The sequence below is a fragment of the Sulfurimonas sp. HSL1-2 genome, assembly GCF_039645565.1.
Taxonomy (GTDB): Bacteria; Campylobacterota; Campylobacteria; order Campylobacterales; family Sulfurimonadaceae; genus Thiomicrolovo; species Thiomicrolovo zhangzhouensis.
Window position 1 is genome coordinate 1,974,876 of sequence record NZ_CP147914.1, and the last position, 18,911, is coordinate 1,993,786.

Here is an 18,911-nt window from a genome sequence, read left to right on the forward strand (position 1 = left end):
AGAAGCTTTAAGAAAAGAAAATCCCCGGCGTGTGGGGGAAAGAAAGTTTCAATCGGAAGCAGCGTATTCGCGCTAAAACCAGAGCTCGTCGCCCTGGCGGAGCAGATCGACGTAGTTGGCCCGCTCCAGGGCCGAAGGGTTGGGAGCCTTGGCATAGCTGATCGCCCCGCGCATCTGGTCGAACGATTCGTACTCGTGCTCGGTCATCCAGCGCTCCGCGGCCTCGAGCATCACAGCGGCATGGGCTTCCCCCCGTTCGTAGAAGACCGTCGCGGCGGCCACCGTGCTCGCCCCGGCCATCACGGCCTTGACGATATCGGTTCCCTCCGTCACCCCGCCCCCGGTGCAGAACTGCAGCCCGCTCTGGCCGTAGCAGACCGCCACGGCGCGCAGGGCCGCCGCGAAATCGGCCGGGGAACTTTTGTAGAGTTTTCGGCTCCACTCCAGCGCTTCGAGGTCGATGTCGCTGTGGTAGAAACGGTTGAAGAGTACGGCCGCCGCCGCACCGGCCTCCTCCGCCGCCTTGAGGAAATGGGGCAGCGCGGTAAACGCGGGGGCCAGTTTGACGGCGAACGGCAGGGTCGTCTCCTTCCGGACCGCGGCGATCGCCCCCAGGTAGTGCGCCTCGATCTGGTCGGGGGCGATCCATGCCCTGTCGGCGGGGTAGTAGAGGTTCAGCTCCAGCGCCGCCGCGCCCGCCTCCTCGAGCATTTTGGCGTACCGGGTCCACCCACCGCTGCTTACCCCGTTGAGGCTGGCGATCACGGGGATCTCCAATGCGGATTTCAGGGCGCGCAGACGGTTGACGTAGTTCTCGGTCTCGTAATTCTCGAACTGTCCCTCGGGGAAGAAGTCAAGCGCTTCGGAGAAGGCGTTTTTGCCGTGAAAGAGCATATGGTCGATCTCGTGCAGCTCCGCATTGATCTGCTCCTCGAAAAGCGAATGCATGACGACCGCGGAGACGCCGTGCTCTTCCAGGGCGCGGCAGCGGTCGGTATGCAGGCTCATCGGCGAAGCCGAGACGATGAGGGGGTTTTTCAGTTCCAGGCCGAGATAGTTGACACTCATTTGCATGTCTCCTCCTTGCTGAGATTGAGATTGCCGCTGGCGGCAAGGTCGCTGTAGCGGACCCAGTCGCGCTGCGCCTTCGCCGATGCCGCTTCTAAGAAAGTATCCGCGCGTTCGGCGTTCATCTTGAGAACCATCTTGAAGCGCGCCTCGTTGTACATGTACTCCTTGACCGGGAGCTTCGGTGCTTTGTAGTCGAGGCTGAAGGGGTTCTCTTCCGTGCCGACCTTCTCGGGGTTGTAGCGCATCAGCGGCCAGAGGCCGCATTCGACCGCCCGCTTCTGCTGGGCCATGCCGTAGCGCAGGTCGTAGCCGTGCGCAATACAGTGGCTGTAGGCGATGATGATGGAGACCCCTTCGTACGCTTCGGCTTCCACGAAGGCCTTGAGCGTCTGCGCGTCGTTTGCGCCCATCGCGATCCGGGCGACGTAGACGTTGCCGTAGCTTAGCGCATGCATCGCCAGGTCTTTCGCATCGGCGGGTTTGCCCCCCGCGGAGAACTTCGCCACCGCCCCGACCGGCGTCGCCTTGGAGGTCTGGCCGCCGGTGTTGGAGTAGACCTGGGTATCCATCACAAGGATGTTGATGTTGCGCCCCGAGGCGAGCACATGGTCGAGCCCGCCGTAACCGATGTCGTAGGCCCAGCCGTCGCCCCCCATCGCCCAGACGGATTTGCGCACCAGGTAGGAGGTGACGCCCGCGAGCAGCCGGGCCTCCTCACGGTCGATCCCGGGCAGTTTCGCTTCCAACACGGCGACATCCGTACGCTGGCGGGCGATCTCCGCATCCGTTTTCTGCGGGTTGCCCAGCAGCGCGTCGGTCAGGTCGCTGCCGACCTCACCGCGCAAGGCTTCGAGCAGTTCCCGGGCAAACACCGACTGCTTGTCGATGCTCGCACGCATGCCCAGGCCGAACTCGGCGTTGTCCTCGAAGAGGGAGTTCGACCAGGCCGTTCCGCGTCCCTCGCTGTTCTTCGCCCACGGGGTCGTCGGCAGGTTCCCCCCATAGATGGAGGAGCAGCCCGTCGCGTTGGCGATGATCATCCGGTCGCCGAAGAGCTGGGAGGCAAGTTTGACGTAAGGGGTCTCGCCGCAGCCCGGGCACGCACCCGAGAACTCGAAGAGCGGCTGCAGCAGCTGCGCCTCTTTGACCTTCGTACGGTCGAGGCGGCTGCGGTCGACTTCGGGGAGGGAGAGGAAGTACTCCCACTGCGCCACGGCCGCATCGTGGATCGGTTCGATCGGCGCCATGTTGATCGCTTTTTTGGAGAGGTCGGATTTGTTCTTGGCCGGGCACATCTCGACACAGAGCGAACACCCCGTACAGTCTTCGACGGAGACCTTGATCGTAAAGCGTTCACTGTCCTCAAATGTCTTCGACTTCACGTTCACGGCGCTGAAACCTTCGGGGGCATCGGCGAGCAGCGCTTCGTCAAACACCTTGGCGCGGATGACGGCGTGCGGGCACACCTCCATACATTTGCCGCACTGGATACAGACGTCCGGGTCCCAGACCGGGGCATCCTGCGCAATCTCGCGCTTCTCGTACTTCGTCGTTCCCAGCGGCCAGGTCCCGTCGGCCGGGATGGCGCTGACGGGCACGCTGTCGCCTTCGAAAGCCTCCAGCTTCGCCGTGACGTTCTCGAGGAACGGGTCGGCAACGTCGAGCTTGTAGACGGGCAGCAGGTCCGCCCCGGAACCGACCGCGTCGGGCACGTTGATCTCGTGCAGGTTCTCGATCGCCTTGTCGACTCCGCAAAAGTTCATCCGCACGATCATCTCGCCCTTCTTGCCGTAGGTCTTTTCGATGCTCTGCTTGATCTTCGCGATCGCCTGTTCCGGCGGGATGACGCCGGCGATATGGAAGAAGCAGGTCTGCATGATCGTATTGATCCGCCGCCCCAGGCCGCACTCCTTCGCCACTTCGTAGGCGTTGACGGTGTAAAGCTTCAGCCCCTTCTCGATGATACGCTGCTGTGCGATCCGCGGCAGCCGCATCCACACCTCATCGGCATCGTAGGGGGCATTGATGAGCACCTTTGCCCCCGGTTTCGCCTGTTTGAGGATATCGTACTTGAGAATGAAGACGAACTGGTGCACGCCGACGAAATCGGCGGTATCGATGAGATAGGTCGAAAGGATCGGCTCGGCCGAAAAGCGCAGGTGCGACGTCGTCATCGAACCCGATTTTTTCGAGTCGTAGACAAAATAGCCCTGGACGTGCCGCCCCTCCTCCCCGATGATCTTGATGGAGTTCTTGTTCGCCCCGACGGTCCCGTCGCTGCCCAGACCGTAAAAGAGCGCCTGTTCCACTCCGGTGCCGTCAGTCTCGAATGCAGGGATATCCAGGGAGAGGTGGGTGACGTCGTCGGTGATGCCGACCGTAAAACGCCGCTTCGGCTCAGGTTTTTTCAGTTCGTCAAAGACCGCTTTGACCATCGCCGGCGTGAACTCCTTGGAGGAGAGGCCGTAGCGACCCCCGATAATGCGGGGCATCTGTTTGCACTCCCCCATCGAGAAGGCTTCGGCGTAGGCGTGCATGACATCCTGAAAGAGCGGTTCGCCGTTGGAGCCCGGTTCCTTCGTGCGGTCCATCACGGCGATGGACTCCACGCTTCGGGGGATGGCATTCAGCAGCCGCGCGGCATCAAAAGGCCGGTAGAGGCGGACGACGAGCACCCCGGTCTCATACCCGAGCCCGTTGAGTGCGCCCACCGCCTCCCGCACCGTTTTCGCGGCGGAGGCCATGATAACGATGAGCTTTTTGGGATTGGCACAGCCGTAGTATTCATACAGCCCGTACTGCCGTCCCGTCAACGCGGCGAACCGGTCCATCTGCTCCTGCAGGATTCCCGCAAAAGCGTCATAATAGGCATTGACGCTCTCGCGCCCCTGGAAGTAGACGTCGGGATTCTGGCTCGTACCGCGCAGGACCGGCTTCTCCGGGTCGAGCGCCCTCGCCTTGTGCGCCGCCGCCATCTCCGGCGTAATCATCGCCTTCATCACGGCGTCATCGAGGGTCTCGACACCGACCAGTTCATGGGAAGTGCGGAAACCGTCGAAGAAGTGCAGCACGGGGATGCGGCTAAGCAGGGACGCCGCCTGGGCGATCAGGGCGAAATCGTGCGCTTCCTGGGCGTCGCAGGAGGCCAGCATCGCAAAGCCCGTCGGACGGCACTGCATGACGTCGCTGTGGTCGCCGAAGATGGAGAGGGCCTGGGCCGCCAGGGAGCGGGCCGCGACATGGAATACGGTCGGAGTGAGCTCCCCGGCGATCTTGTGCATGTTCGGGATCATCAGCAGCAGTCCCTGCGACGCGGTAAAAGTCGTCGTCAGCGATCCGGCCTGCAGGGCGCCGTGGACGGCACCGCTCGCCCCGCCCTCGCTCTGCATCTCCATAACGTCCGGGACCGTACCGAAAATATTCGCCTCCCCTCTGGCAGCGTACTCGTCTGAATGTTCCCCCATGGGCGACGAGGGGGTAATCGGGTAGATGGCGATCACTTCGTTGGTTTTGAAAGCGACACGCGCAACGGCTTCGTTGGCATCCATGACAATTCGTGGCATCTCTTGGCTCCTTTGGTCTTGCATCGGCATGATCCCGCTGCGGAGAAAAGCCGTCTGTTCCCGCTGTACGCGTCCACGCCAGCCTTGCGACGGTACTGCAAGAAACTTTCTACCCGTCGGTCATCGCCCATTGTACTGCGATGCGCTAAAAAGTCAAATTAATTAAAACGGAATGAAACCGAAGAGAGATATTCGGGGGGATAAACCCCCGCAAAACACGCCGCTGCGCGTCAGTCGATCAGGTTGATGGACGACAGCAGTTCGCTGTCGATCGTGTAGGTGTGGGAGACGACTTCGTCGATCTCCATGAGTCCGTAAGAACCGTCGCGGTAATAGACGACTTTGTTGGCGTCTCGGGAGTGCAGCAGGTGGTCGATGGCATGGATAACGAACTCAAAGGCCATCAGCCTGTCGGTGACCGTCGGGTTCCCCCCGCGCTGGATATGCCCCAGAATGCTCACCCTGGTCTCCAGGCCTATCGTCGACTCCAGCCACTCGGCGATCTCGGCGGTCTTGCCCGTTCCCTCGGCCACGACGGCCAGAACATAGCCGCGTCCCCCGGCCACCTCTTCAAGCAGCTGTTTCTCCGCCACTTTGATATTGAAATCGGCCTCGGGGATGATACAGATCTCGGCCCCGCTGGCCAGGGCGGAAACGACAGCAAGGTAGCCGCACTCCCTACCCATGACCTCGACGACGAAGGCGCGGTCGAACGTCGACGCGGTATCGCGGATCTTGTCCAGGGCGTCGCGGATGACGTTGAGCGCCGTATCGACGCCCAGGCAGTAGTCCGTGCCGTAGATATCGTTGTCAATCGTTGTCGGAATGCCGACAAAGTTCAGCGGGAACTCCTCGCTGAAACGCTGCATGGCACGGAAAGAGCCGTCCCCGCCGAGCACGACGAGCCCCGTGATGTCATACTTTTTGAGGTTCTCGAAGGCCTGCTTGCGGTATTCATACTCGAAAAAACGCTTGGAACGGGACGAGCGGATAATGGAGCCGCCCCGGTGCAGGATCCCTGCAACGTCTTTATGGGAGGCTTCGGTAATCTCGCCGTCGATCATCCCCTCCAGGCCGTGGTGGATGAAGTAGTGCTTCTCCCCCCGCTTGAAAGCGTAATCGACAAACTTCTTGATCGCGGGGTTCATCCCGGGCGCATCACCGCCCGAACACATGATGGCCAGTGCCATGTGCGCTCCTTTTTATTCGTCGATGGTGACGACGTCGCTCCGGATATCGTTGAACAGCAAGGTCTTGTGGTTCATGCGGCGCTGATAGAAAAACTGGTTCCGCTTCATATTCTTCAGTTCGGACGTGTTGTAGTAGTTCGCATTGGAACAGCGGCCGAGAAAGAGAAACGTAAAGAGCAGTTTGAGCTGGGCATTCTCGAAGATCTCATGCGGCTGCGTCAGGAAGGTCAGCCCGTATTTTTTCATGTTGATCATGTTGAAAATATAGAGGAGGAAGTCTTCGAACTTCGTATAAAAACCGCCCAGCTGCGCGATCTCATGGAAAAAATAATAGTAGTTTTCCAGCAGTTCCTGCTTGGAGATCGTCTGCGAGAGCCGGCTTTTGACGTCACGCTTGTTGGAGAAGTAGCTCGGGTTTACCGCAAGGTAGATGTGTTTGCGCGCCTTGATCGCCTCGTCGAAGGCCGCGTCGAAGGCATCGCTCTCTTCAAACTGCATGTAGTAAAAGTGCTCGTCTTTGTAACGCGCCTCGACCTCATCGGATGTGGGGTCCGAAAAGTCCATGTAGAGCGTCGGGATGCCGCTGGCAATGACAAACTCGCGGATCTTGGACGCGAGGTTCGTCTTGCCCGCCCCCTCTTCGCCGAGGATCAGCGTATTTTTATCGAGGAGATCCTCGGAGAGCTTGAGGGCGGCAATGCTGCTGTTGCAGTGACCGATAATGCTTTTCATCCGCGTGCCTCAGTGTTCCCCGACGAACTTCGCCATGTCCATCAGACGCTCGGTATAACCCCACTCGTTGTCGTACCATGCCAGTACCTTGACGACCGTACCGTCGATGACGCTGAGCATGTCCGGGACGAAGGTACAGCTGTAGGAGGAGCCGACGAAGTCGCTGGAGACGCGTTTGTCGTGATCGATCTCGACACGGCCCGCGTATTCGCCCGCCGCAGCGGCTTCAAAGGCGGCAATGACCTCCTCTTTGGTCGTCGCTTTTTTCAGGTTGACCGTCAGGTCGACGACGGAGACGTCTGTCGTCGGAACACGCATGGCGTAGCCGTTGAGCTTGCCCTGGAGGTGCGGCATAACGAGGCCGATCGCCTTGGCGGCACCTGTTGTCGTCGGGATCATATTCACCGCCGCCGCGCGGGCACGGCGCATATCCTTGCTGTGCTTGACGTCGAGCAGGTTCTGGTCGTTCGTATAGGAGTGGATCGTCGTCATCAGACCGTTTTCGATCCCGAAGGTGTCATCGAGGATCTTCGTTACCGGCGCCAGCGCGTTGGTCGTACAGCTGGCGTTGGAGATGACCGCTTCGCCCTTGTAGCTGTCGGTGTTGATGCCGATGACATAGGTCGGGGTGTCATCCTTGGCCGGCGCGGACATGACGACCTTTCTGACGCTTCCTTTGAGGTGTTTTTTCGCCGTTTCCGTCGTCAGGAAGACGCCCGTACACTCGACGACGACTTCGGCGCCGGCTTTGCTGAAGTCCAAAGATTCGGGATCACGCTCACTGAACATCATGACCGGCTTGCCGCCGACTTCGATCGTATTTTCGTCGATGACCTTCGTATCGATGCCGGCGTGCACAGAATCATATTTGAGCAGGTACTCCAGCATATCGGGTTTGGCGGTCGTATTGATCGCCACCAGTTCCATGTCATCACGCTGTGCCGCGATCTTGATCGCGATAAGCCCGATGCGTCCCGTTCCGTTAACCGCCACTTTGATTGCCATAGTCATTTCCTCGCAAAATGTTTAATATCGCCATTATAGTAAAAATGGTTTATAGAAAAGGTTACAGCGCTGCACAAAATCCGCTCACGGCGCGGTGACGTCTTTCATGACGGGAGTGCCGTCACCGACTTCAAAACGCTTGATCGTCGTAACGGATGCCGACGTTTCACGGATCGTCGCAACGGCCCGGAAGGAGACCGTCACCCGCTCCGTACTGACTTCGGCAACCGCATAACCGTGCTGGTGGGAGTTGAAATAGCCGATATGCGGATTGGGAATACGCATCGCCTCCTCTACCCCTTCCGGCTCCATCTGTTCGACCAGCGGCTGCAGCAGTGCGCTGAGCGTACTGTCACCCGATACGCTGCTGGCAAGCCCCAGTCCCAGCTCATAAAGGTTCGACGAGGTGACGGAGGTCCCGACAAATTCCGGTGCGACGATTTCTGCCAACGGATTGTTGAAGTCTTTGGTCAGATGCCCGGTAATATAACTGTGAATATCCCCCGTCAGTGCAACAAAATTCTGCAGCGTCCCTTCGGCCTTGTAGGTGGCGACGGCATCGATAATCTCCTGCCGCTCCGCCTGGAATCCGTCCCACTGGTCCAGGTTGAAATAGCTCTCAAGCAGCCCGGCTATGCCGGTGAGTTTCATCTGCATCAACGTCACCTCGTTCCCCCAGAAAACCCAGCGTCTCCCCGAACGGCGTACCGTATCGAGGAACCAGCGCTTCTGTTCGCTGCCGAGCATCGTCCGTCCCGGGTCGGTAATGCCATCGCACCCCGGGGTCACATAGCGTTCGCCGTACTCCCCTTCCCCGCAGGGGTGGGCTGAGCGGTAAAGCCGCTGGTCCGTCAGTACAAGTTCCATCAATTCTCCGAAACGAAACGTGCGGTAGATACGGATGTTGAACGGTGTGGGGCTCTGCGCATCGTACCAGACGTCGACGGGCTGGTTGGCAAACCAGGCGAGGTTTGCCGCAAGTCGAAGGTTGAACAGCCCTTCGGCGTTCCCGTCGGCCGTATAGTTGTGGTCGGGAGCATGGTCACCGTCGTAGCAATCGTTGGCGAATTCGTGGTCATCCCAGATCGTGATAAACGTAAAACGTTCGTGGACCCGCTGCAGTTTCTCGTCGCTGCGGTAGGTATTGTAAAGGTGGTAATAGTCCGCCAGATCCTGGGCATAAAGTGCGCCGCTGGGCAGCGTTATCGTCCGCACGAGGTTATTTTGGTAGGAGGGATCGCCGACGGCTTCGTAGATGTAATCCCCCAGCCAGAGGACACAGTCGATCTCCTCCTGCACGAGATGGTCGTAGGCCGTATAGTAGCCGTTTGTATAGTCCTGGCAACTCAAAAAGGCAAAGCGTACCGATGCCATTCCCGTTTCCGGCAGGGTCTTGAAGCATCCCGTCCTGGACGCCGTCTGAGCGTATACAAAACGGTAATAATACGTCGTTGCGGGGAGCAGAAGGTCGGAAGTCACTTTCAGCTTTACCGTATGGTTGAGCTCCGCTGGGTTGACAACGGCACTGCCCTGCAGAAGCACGTTTTCAAAAGCTTCATCCGATGCGATCTCGTAGCCGACCGGCAGTGTGCTGTCCGTGATCGCGTCAGGAGAGACGCGTGTCCACAGGATAACACCGTTTGACGCCGGATCGCCGGATGCGATGCTTTGGGGAAAGACCGCCGCACTTGCATTGTCCGGGTCGAAATCGAGCAATGCACTGTCTGTCTCTGTTGCGTTCCCTTCCGTCACGCTGCTGCCGCATCCTGCCATCGTCGTTGCGGCCGCTCCGGCAGCTGCCAGCGCCGAAAAATGCTTCAGAAAGCCCCGTCTGTCCATGTCGTACCTCCAGGCAAAAATCGCCGGATGGTACCTCCCGGCGGTTACGGCGGCATTACGCAACGGCCATCATCTGGTTTCATCAATCGCATCTTCTGCTACAATAGTTCCGTAACGATCTCCGGCCCTTAGAAACCCACCTGCGCATGCAAAGGGGAACCATGAACCTTTTCGAATCACTCCACGCACAGCCCTGCAGCATTGAAGGGCTGCGCGAAAGCCTCCGGCAGCGTCACATCCAGACCCATGAGCACTGTGAACGGGTCGTCCTGCTCGCCGACGCTTTCGGACGCGCCTGCGGGCTTCCCCACGACGAGCAGATCCAGCTGCTCTACAGCGCCATGTTCCACGACATCGGCAAAATCGGCGTTCCCGACAGTATTCTCCTGCATCCGGACGCCCTTGCGCCCGAACAGCGCGAAACGATGCAGCTGCACTCCACCATGGGTGAAGCCATCGTCCGTCTGATGCAGCTCCCCAAGGGCGACAGGATTGCCACCTATGTGCGCCACCATCACGAGCACTTTGACAGCAGCGGCTACCCCGACGGGCTTGAGGGCGAAGCCATCCCGCGCATCGCCCGGATGCTCTCCATTCTCGACAGCTACGACGCCCTGCGCGAAACGCGCCCCTACCGTGGGGCCCTGCAGCATCATGAAGCCGTTGAGATCATGCTAAGCGAAAGCGGCACCAAGCATGACCCGGATCTATTGACAATTTTTTTGCAGCTGGAAAATATGGATGAGTTTGAAAAAAAGTATTGTGATAGACAGGGTTGATTGAAAAGAGTTGGTGGAGCTGTGGAGAATCGAACTCCAGTCCGAAAACAAGCTACCTGCGGCGTCTACATGCTTAGAGGGGTTGTTTGGTTTAACCGGGCTTCACACAACCTGCAAAGCTAGACCAGGCGAGTCTCGAAGTTCTTCTGCAGATGAGACAATCTGCAGATATATCTGGAGAAGGGTGATACTTCAAAATCCTTCCTATCCAGAGTCGGAAGGCGAAGCAGTCCTAAATTAAGTTAAAACTTACGCTACAGCGTAAGCAGGACGATAATTTGTATTGTTTGCAGTTATGCAATCTGAGCCGTATAACGGGATGCTCAGCCCGGCATGCAACCGTAGGCGACCTGATCCCGTCGAAACCTGGTCAGCCCCGTGTCTAAGTAAACATTCAATTATACCATAATTCCGGAGACGACAATAAAAAACCGCATCTCCGGCAGGTATGAAGCGGCGCCTTATTTCAGCAGCCAGACTTCGATACGGCGGTTTGCTGCACGGCCTTCTGCCGTACCGTTATCGGCGATCGGCTGGGACTCGCCCTTGCCTTCGACAATGATACGGTCTTCCGCGATACCGTTGGCGATCAGGAGTGTTCTGACGCTGTTCGCACGCGCTTCGGAAAGCCCCTGGTTGTATTTATCCGAACCGCGGCTGTCCGTATGGCCGAGGATCTTCACGTTGTACGCCGGGCTCTCTTTGAGGAAGTCGGCGAATTCAACGACTTTGCTTTCGGAATCTTTTTCGATGACCGCCGAGGCCGTTTCATAACGGATCTTCAGCGTCTTGACGACCGGGCATCCGACCATATCCACTTTGAAGCCTTCCGGGGTATTCGGGCAGTTGTCTTTCAGGTCGCTGACGCCGTCACCGTCGGAGTCAACCGCACAGCCCAGTTCGTCCACGCTGGCACCCTTCGGCGTATTCGGGCACTTGTCGGCAGCGTCAACGACACCGTCTTTGTCACCGTCAAGCTGGCACCCCATCGCATCGACCGTCGCACCGGCCGGTGTATTCGGGCATTTGTCCGACGCATCGGCCACGCCGTCTTTGTCGCTGTCGAGCGGGCAGCCGCTTGCATCGACGGTCACACCGGCAGCGGTACCCGGGCATTTGTCCGCATCATCGGCGACACCGTCGTTATCGCTGTCGGCCGGAGCCGCAGCGGCTGCTGGTGCCGGTTCCGCTTCGGGAGCAGCTTTAGGCTCGGAAGATCCAAAAGCAATGCTGATACCGGCCAGACCTGCCAGATTATTATCCCAGCGGTCGTCGTTGTATTTGAGCATATAGAGTGCTTCGAGTTTCAGTGCAACGTCTTCGGCGATCGGGAATTTGAACCCGAGACCAGCATCGGCCATCACGCTGTCGGTGTTATCAAACTGGTCATTGGTCATGTTTTCATAGCCCAGACCAGCTTTCATATACGGAATCGCCGTGCCGAGCGGACCGTATTCGTGCACGCCGTTAAGCATGACACGGGTAATGGTCGTGTCACCTGCCGGTTTTTTGTGTGTTACATCGGGTGAAACGAGAACTTCGAGCTCGGGTTTGATGCTCTCAAAAATCGCGTTGAACTGGACCGCTGCACCAATGGTCCCTTGTTTGTTCAGCTCCAGATTACCTTCCGGGACGACCCCGCCGACTATCGCGGTCACTTCATAATCTCCTGCCGAAGCGGTCGATGCCAGGACTGCAGCGGTGACTGCAGACATGAAAAAGCCAATTTTGCGCATTATTTCTCCTTTGTTTATAACGGAATTTCCCCTCGGTTCATGGAAAACTCGTCATCTTGGCTGCATTATAGCACGACAAATTCTCAACATTAATGACAAAAACGGAAAATTTGATAGATATTTGATACAAAGCGGATACAAAAAGGAGAATGGAGAGGGTACTGCTGCGGAAGGCCCGGCCTGGCGGCCGATTCCTATTCCCACTCGATCGTTGCAGGCGGCTTGGAGCTGATGTCGTAGACGACGCGGTTGATCCCGTCGACTTCGTTGATGATGCGGCGGCTGATGCGCTCGAGCAGGTCATGCGGCAGGTGTGCAAAGGTCGCCGTCATCCCGTCGACCGCCTCGACGACACGGACACAGACGGTATTGTCGTAAGTACGGTTGTCCCCCATGACGCCGACGCTCTTGACGTTGAGCAGGACGGCAAACGCCTGCCACGTACGGGTATAGTATCCGCTCGCCTTAAGCTCGTCGAGCAGGATGACGTCCGCCTCGCGCAGGAGGTTGAGATCCGGTTTGTTGACGTCGCCCATGATACGGATCGCCAGGCCCGGCCCCGGGAACGGATGGCGGTTGATCATCGATTCCGGAAGGCCCAGTTCGCGGCCGAGCTTGCGGACTTCATCCTTGAAGAGTTCGCGCAGCGGCTCGATCAGCTCGAAGTCCATCCAGTCGGGCAGACCGCCGACGTTGTGGTGGGACTTGATCGTCTCGGAAGGCCCTTTGACGGAGACGGACTCAATGACGTCGGGATAAAGGGTTCCCTGCGCCAGGAACTTGATGCCGGAGTGCTTCTTCGCCTCGGCTTCAAAGACCTCGATAAAAGTGTGTCCGATCGTTTTGCGTTTTGTCTCCGGATCGGTGACGCCCGCCAGACGTTCCAGGAAGAGTTCGGAAGCATCGGCAACGACGAGGGGGACTTTGAGGTTGACCTTGAAGACCTCCTCGACCTGTTCGCGCTCGCCCTTGCGCAGCAGCCCGTTGTCAACAAAGACCGGGATCAGCTGGTCGCCGATCGCTTCGTACAGCAGCGCGGCGACAACAGAGGAGTCTACCCCGCCGGAGAGTCCGCAGAGGACCTTGCCCCCGCCGACCTGTTCTTTGATCTTCGCGATCTGCTCCTTGAGAAAGTGGCCCATGTCCCACTTCTCGGTCACGCCGCAGATCTTGCGCGCGAAGTTGCGCAGCATGAGGTAACCCTCTTCACTGTGCTGTACTTCCGGGTGATACTGCATGGCGTAGACGCGTTTCTCCTCATTCGCGATCGCCGCGTAGGGAGAGTTGTCAGAGTAGGCGATCGGTGCAAAGCCTTCCGGCAGGACATCAACACGGTCGCTATGGCTCATCCAGACGACACGGCTGTTCTCGCACGATTCGAACAGCGGGGAAACATTGCCGTGCTCCTCGTTGATATAGAGTTCCGCCTTGCCGTATTCGTGGTGATCGGAACGGATAACCGAGCCGCCGAAATCGACGGCGATGCGCTGCATCCCATAGCAGATCCCCATCACGGGGAGACCGAGGTCATAGATCGCCTTGTCCACTTCGTAGGCGTCTTTGTCGTAAACCGATGCCGGACCGCCGCTCAGGATAATCCCCTTGGGGTTTTTCGCGGTAATCTCATCGACTTTGGTGAAGTAGGGAACAATTTCACAGTAGATGCGTTCCTCGCGCAGGCGGCGCGCAATAAGCTGCGTGTACTGTGATCCGAAATCCAGTACGATAATGCTGACGTCTTTCACGGTAAGACCTTTATGAATGGTGATTGGTTATGGAAGGATAGCTTAAAAGGGGTTAGAATTGGGTTAGTGTCAGGCAGTACGCCGGAGGGGTGATCCGCCCCGGGAGGCAGTGCCGAAAAGCGGCTCAGTACAGCCCGAGGATCTCGAACTGGACGTACCAAAGCGCCAGAGAGAGGAGATACCCGGCCAGAATCGTCCAAGCGTATTTCATGTGCGAGCCGAAGGTATAAATCCCGCGCAAACGCCCCATAACGCCGACACCGGCGGCGGAACCGAAGCTGATCAGGCTCCCGCCGATTCCCGCCGTCATCGTCACGAGCATCCACTGGTCCAGCCCCATCTCCGGGCTCGCTTTGAGGATCGCACTCATCACCGGCACGTTGTCGACGATCGCCGAGAGGAACCCTACACCGATATTCGACGCCGTCGCACCGATCACGCCGTAGAGGTCGTGAATGTAGTTGAGGAACCCGACATAGTGCAGCGCACCGACGGCGGAGAGGATCCCGAAGAAGAAGAGCAGCGTATCGTTCTCGATCTTCTCCATGTTGACGAAGATGTCAAACGAATCCCGCTTCTGCTTGGTAAGGCGGAAAGAGTAGAGCTTCAGGAGCGCCAGACCGAAGACCATACCCCACATCGCCGGGAAGTGGAAAAACTGGTGCCCGAGAACCGCGATGACGATCGTGGCAGCGCCGAGGTAGACGACGGTCATCCCGCCGTCGCGCATCTGCGGTGCCGCTTCCGTACTGGCATCAAACGCCGGTGCACCCGCAGGCACGAAACGGGCGAGCAGCCACGCCGTCAGAACCCAGCCCCCGATGGAGGGGACGAAGAGGAAGAGGAAGTCCACAAACTCGCCCTTCTGCGCCGTCCACGCCATGAGCGTCGTAATATCGCCGAAGGGGCTCCAGGCACCGCCGGCGTTGGCCGCCACGACAATGTTGATCGCTCCCGGCACCAGGAACTTGTGGTTGTCGCGGTCGATCGTAAAGAGGACCGTCGAGAGGATCAGCGCCGTCGTCAGGTTGTCGGCCACCGGGGAGATGAAGAACGCCAGCAGGCCCGTCAGCCAGAACAGTTTCTTGTAGCTGTAGCCCTTGGAGACCAGCTTGTATTTCAGCACGTCGAAGACCCCGCGTTCGATCAGGGTCTCAATGAAGGTCATCGCTACGAACAGGAAGAAGAAGATCTCCGCGATCTCCTCGATCAGGGTGCGCATCTCGTCATGCAGCGGATCCGGGGAGAGCCCGTTGAGCGCATAGTAGATCCCGATCAGCATAAACGAGAACGTCCCGATGAACAGCGCCGGCTTGGCCTTGTTCAACTCATATTTTTCTTCCGTTGCAATAAAATAATAGCCAATGACAAAGACGGCCAGTACAGCGATCCCGACCCATGTCGAGGTCAGATCAAGCATGGTATCATGCATATAAAACTCCCAATTGAAATATATCCTACACCTCCGACGGTGTCATAAACTCAGTTTTCGCGGTAATGGACCCCGACCGATTCTTCCCTGGCCAGTGCCGCGCGGACGATCTCGTGCGCCGTCATCAGGCGCAACCGAAGCATCCGGCCGATCGGGGAAGCGAGCATGGCATCGATTTCGGCCAGTGCTTCCTGGAGCCCTTCTGTTGTCCGGACAATGGAAACGTGTTTCCACATTATACGGCGCAGCTGCTCCTTTTTCTCTTTGTCCCCCTCGACGAACAGGGGGTCGTCCCCCGTTTCAAAGTGCGTAGAGCAGCGGGTGCCGGGCTCATTCAGCAGCGCCGCGGTCGCACGTTTGGCGAAGACCAGTCCCTCCAGCAGCGAATTGCTCGCCAGCCGGTTGGCGCCGTGCACGCCCGTCGATGCCGCCTCGCCGATGGCGTAGAGACCTTTGACGCCCTCGACATGGCCGTCGAGGTCCGTCTTGATCCCGCCGATGGCGTAGTGAAACGCCGGGGAGATCGGCACCCGGTCTTTGGGGATGTCGAAACCCATATCCCGCAGGTTTGCGCTGATATTCGGGAAGCGCTTGTGGAAATAGGCCGGATCGAACTCCCGGAAGGAGAGGTATATCTGCTTTTTCGTTTTGCGGCGGTAGTCGAACAGCGCCCGGCTGACGATGTCCCGTGGTGCGAGTTCGCCCCGAGGGTCGTAGTCGAAGAGGAAACGGTACCCGTCTTCGTCCTCGACCTGCGCACCTTCACCCCGCAGGGCCTCGCTGAGCAGCTGTTTCTGCACCGATTGGTTGCCGAGGTAGACCGTCGGGTGGAACTGCATCATCTCCATGTTTTCGAGCGCGATCCCCTTTTCGGCGCAGATCCCCTGGATATCGCCGCTGATGCTGTAGGCGTTCGTATGAAAGCGGTAGAGCGATCCCACCCCGCCGCTGGCGAGGATCACCTGGTGCGCGAGGATCACCTTGCGTTCGCCCTTGTAGACGACTTCGACCCCGCAGATCTTCCCCTCTTCGATCAGGAAATCGATGACGGTGGCGTTGGCCAGCATGGGGTGAGGATTGTTCATCAGCAGGAAGTGGTGCAGGTGCCGCCCCGTCGCATCACCGCCCGCGTGCAGAATGCGGTCGGCGGAGTGCGCAGCCTCCTTGGTGTAGAGCAGACGGCCGTCCTCGGCGGTATCGAATTTGAAGCCGCGCGCCATCAGATCCCTGACGACTTCCTGCGACGTTTCGCTCAGTACGCGGACGGCTTCAACGTTACACATCCCCGCCCCGGCTTCGAGGGTGTCGTTGATGTGAATCGGGATATCGGCATCGTTGCGTGCCGTCGTTACCCCGCCCTGGGCGTAATAGGTATTGCATTCCCAGGGGCGGGTCTTGTTGATGAGGAGTACTTTTTTATCGGTGGGAATGTTCAGCGCGGCATAGAGTCCGGCGACCCCGGCACCGATGATCAGAATGTCATACTGCATCAGCGCACCTTTTGCGGGGCTTCGTAGTAGGGGTCGCCCTTGTAGCCGCATCCAGTAAGGCTTAACAGGCAAACCGCTATAATCATCATATGAAAAATGCTTCGCATATTCTCGCTTCGCTGCGGCAAAAGCCGTCGTTTTCAAAATTGGCGCGCTTTGAGTGCATCCGCCGCATCCAGGGGCTTTTTCCCCCGCATCTGCAGCGGCTGGTACGGTACGGCTATTTTCACAACAATATACTCTATTTTGTGCTCAGCCATCCGGGCGCCAAACAGGAGTTCGATAATATCATTGCCTCGATTAAAGCCCCTTTAAAACAGTACACCCCGCCGGAGTGCCGGGAGTGCCCCCCGGAGGACATCCGGGCCTTCGTCACCCACCGTATCCAGCCCGCAGGCGCTGAGGATACAGGGCTCCTGCGCCAGAGCGAGGCCCACTATACCGAACGCTCCGAGGGGGCATTCGCAAACGATACGCACCATCCCGAACTGCACCGCCTTATCGAACGGATCAGAGAACACGTCCATGCTCGAACAGATTCAGAACCTGCCTGACCGCCCCGGCGTCTACCACTACTACGACGCCGGCGGCCATCTGCTCTATGTCGGCAAGGCCAAGAGCCTGAAGAAACGGGTCAAAAGCTATTTCCGCTTCACCCCCATGCTCGCGCCCAACCCGACCCTCTCCCCCCGCATCCGGAAGATGCTCGGCGAAACGGTCTCGCTGAACTATATCGTCGTCGAAAGCGAACACGACGCGCTGATCCTGGAAAACTCCCTGATCAAGCAACTCAAACCCAAATACAACATCCTGCTGCGTGACGACAAAACCTACCCCTACATCTACATCAACCGTGCGCTCCCCTTCCCCCGTTTCGAGATCACGCGCAAAGTCGTCACCGGCAGCCGGATCGAATATTTCGGCCCCTACTCCGTCGGGGCGCGGGACATCCTCGACTCCCTCTACGACCTCGTACCGCTGGTCCAGAAGCAGAGCTGCCTCGCCGGGGGAAAGACCTGCCTCTTCTACCAGATGAAGCAGTGTCTCGGCCCCTGCGAGGGGCTGGTGACGCCCGAAGCCTATGCCGAACTCATCGACGAGGCCAAAAGCCTTATCGACTCGAAACGGAAACTGCTCACCCGCCTCGAGGCACGGATGGCCTTTTACGCCGAAGCGCTGCGCTTCGAAGAGGCGGCCAAACTGCGTGACCGCATCGACCGTATCGAACGCAGCGAACAGCTCTCCAAGATCGACCTGGCCAACGCGGCGGACTACGACATCTTCGCGGTGGCCCACAACGACCGATACGCCGCCATCGTCCGGCTTTTCATGCGCCGCGGCAAGATCGTTTCCTCCGCCTTCGATACGATCCGTACGGGCGCCCTCTTTGACCCCGGCGAGCTGTATGAGCGTACCCTGCTGGAGTTCTACGTCCACGACCAGCCTCCCATCGTCGCCCCCATTCTCGTCGCGGACGATTTCGAAACCCGCGACTGGGTCGCGTCGGCGCTCTCGAAACACCTCGGGCGGAAGGTGGAGATCCACGCCCCCCAGCGCGGCGAAAAGCGCAAGGTCATCGATACGGCACGGCTGAACGCCGAAGAGCTGCTTAAGAAGCAGCGGCATACGGGGGCCGAAGCGACGGCCGAAGCCGTGCAGGCGCTTTACGGACTCACCAGTTTCCCCGAACGCGTCGAGGTCTTTGACAACTCCCACCTCGCCGGCGTCGCCCCCGTCGGTGCGATGATCGTGGCCGAAAAGGGAACGTTCCTCAAAAAAGCCTACCGCCACTACAACCTCAATGCCCGGGACGAGTACGCCCAGATGCGCGAAATGCTGACACGTCGCATCGAGAGTTTCGGGTCAAACCCGCCGCCGGACCTCTGGATCATCGACGGGGGCAGGACCCTCCTGCTGCTGGCAACGGACCTCCTCGCCTCGGCCGGGGTCAACCTCGACGTCATTGCCGTCAGCAAGGAAAAAATCGACGCCAAGGCACACCGTGCAAAGGGCAAGGCAGCCGACCTCGTTCATACCTCAGAAGAGACGCTGAGGCTGCCAACCTCCGACCCCCGTCTGCACTGGGTGCAGCGGCTGCGGGACGAGGCCCACCGCTTTGCTATCACCTTTCACAAAAAGCAACGGGAAAAAGAAGCAAAAAGCTCCAATCTGCTGCAGCTCAAGGGGATTTCAGAAGCCAAAATCAAAAAACTTCTCAACCACTACGGCACCTTTGAAGCCGTTTATGCTGCACCGGAGGAGGAACTCGCCGCACTCCTCAACATTGCCGATGCAAAAATAATCAAAAATAGTTATCGATAAGTTGCAT

The 18,911-nt window shown here is 58.7% G+C and carries 13 protein-coding genes and 1 other RNA gene; 3 read left to right on the top strand and 11 right to left on the bottom strand.

Annotation, left to right across the window (positions count from 1 at the left end):
* Nucleotides 1-72: 72 nt before the first annotated feature.
* The 6 genes from WCX18_RS10160 to WCX18_RS10185 form a co-directional block, all read right to left on the bottom strand.
* Nucleotides 73-1,074: a dihydroorotate dehydrogenase-like protein gene (locus tag WCX18_RS10160; RefSeq protein WP_345987473.1), complete on the bottom strand. Its 1,002-nt coding sequence runs from the start codon at nt 1,072-1,074 to the stop codon at nt 73-75.
* Entirely contained in the window at nt 1,065-4,634 is a 3,570-nt protein-coding gene (gene nifJ, locus WCX18_RS10165; RefSeq protein WP_345987474.1) for a pyruvate:ferredoxin (flavodoxin) oxidoreductase, read from the bottom strand. The genes WCX18_RS10160 and nifJ overlap by 10 nt, the downstream gene beginning before the upstream one ends.
* A 230-nt stretch (nt 4,635-4,864) precedes the next feature.
* The gene (locus tag WCX18_RS10170) at nt 4,865-5,824 is read right to left on the bottom strand and encodes a 6-phosphofructokinase (protein ID WP_345987475.1); all 960 of its coding nucleotides are present in this window, start codon (nt 5,822-5,824) and stop codon (nt 4,865-4,867) included.
* A gap of 12 nt (nt 5,825-5,836) precedes the next feature.
* On the bottom strand, nt 5,837-6,556 hold the full coding sequence (locus WCX18_RS10175; RefSeq protein ID WP_345987476.1) for an ATP-binding protein: 720 nt from the start codon (nt 6,554-6,556) through the stop codon (nt 5,837-5,839).
* 9 nt (nt 6,557-6,565) lie between these two features.
* Entirely contained in the window at nt 6,566-7,561 is a 996-nt protein-coding gene (gene gap / locus WCX18_RS10180) for a type I glyceraldehyde-3-phosphate dehydrogenase (RefSeq protein WP_345987477.1), read from the bottom strand.
* 84 nt (nt 7,562-7,645) lie between these two features.
* Nucleotides 7,646-9,400: an alkaline phosphatase D family protein gene (locus tag WCX18_RS10185; protein ID WP_345987478.1), complete on the bottom strand. Its 1,755-nt coding sequence runs from the start codon at nt 9,398-9,400 to the stop codon at nt 7,646-7,648.
* 161 nt (nt 9,401-9,561) lie between these two features.
* On the opposite strand from WCX18_RS10185, the gene WCX18_RS10190 reads away from it, so the two are divergent.
* Nucleotides 9,562-10,179, top strand: a complete 618-nt coding sequence (locus WCX18_RS10190; RefSeq protein WP_345987479.1) for an HD domain-containing phosphohydrolase — start codon at nt 9,562-9,564, stop codon at nt 10,177-10,179.
* An 11-nt stretch (nt 10,180-10,190) separates the two neighbouring features.
* Here the strand turns inward: WCX18_RS10190 and ssrA are convergent.
* The 5 genes from ssrA to nadB all read right to left on the bottom strand — a co-directional run bounded on the left by ssrA (nt 10,191) and on the right by nadB (nt 16,582).
* Nucleotides 10,191-10,557: a transfer-messenger RNA gene (gene ssrA / locus WCX18_RS10195) on the bottom strand.
* A gap of 83 nt (nt 10,558-10,640) precedes the next feature.
* Nucleotides 10,641-11,915, bottom strand: a complete 1,275-nt coding sequence (locus tag WCX18_RS10200) for an OmpA family protein (protein WP_345987480.1) — start codon at nt 11,913-11,915, stop codon at nt 10,641-10,643.
* 194 nt (nt 11,916-12,109) lie between these two features.
* Complete coding sequence (gene guaA, locus WCX18_RS10205; protein ID WP_345987481.1) at nt 12,110-13,660, bottom strand: glutamine-hydrolyzing GMP synthase; 1,551 nt, start codon at nt 13,658-13,660, stop codon at nt 12,110-12,112.
* Between the two features lie 124 nt (nt 13,661-13,784).
* Nucleotides 13,785-15,092, bottom strand: a complete 1,308-nt coding sequence (gene nhaD, locus WCX18_RS10210) for a sodium:proton antiporter NhaD (protein WP_345987482.1) — start codon at nt 15,090-15,092, stop codon at nt 13,785-13,787.
* Nucleotides 15,093-15,142: 50 nt separating this feature from the next.
* Nucleotides 15,143-16,582: an L-aspartate oxidase gene (gene nadB, locus WCX18_RS10215; RefSeq protein WP_345987483.1), complete on the bottom strand. Its 1,440-nt coding sequence runs from the start codon at nt 16,580-16,582 to the stop codon at nt 15,143-15,145.
* An 89-nt stretch (nt 16,583-16,671) separates the two neighbouring features.
* Between nadB and WCX18_RS10220 the strand changes: the two genes are divergently transcribed.
* Nucleotides 16,672-17,136, top strand: coding sequence for a hypothetical protein (locus tag WCX18_RS10220; protein WP_345987484.1), 465 nt, complete (start codon nt 16,672-16,674; stop codon nt 17,134-17,136).
* Nucleotides 17,108-18,904, top strand: coding sequence for an excinuclease ABC subunit UvrC (gene uvrC, locus WCX18_RS10225; protein WP_345987485.1), 1,797 nt, complete (start codon nt 17,108-17,110; stop codon nt 18,902-18,904). Before WCX18_RS10220 ends, uvrC begins: the two co-directional genes overlap by 29 nt.
* Nucleotides 18,905-18,911 lie beyond the last annotated feature (7 nt).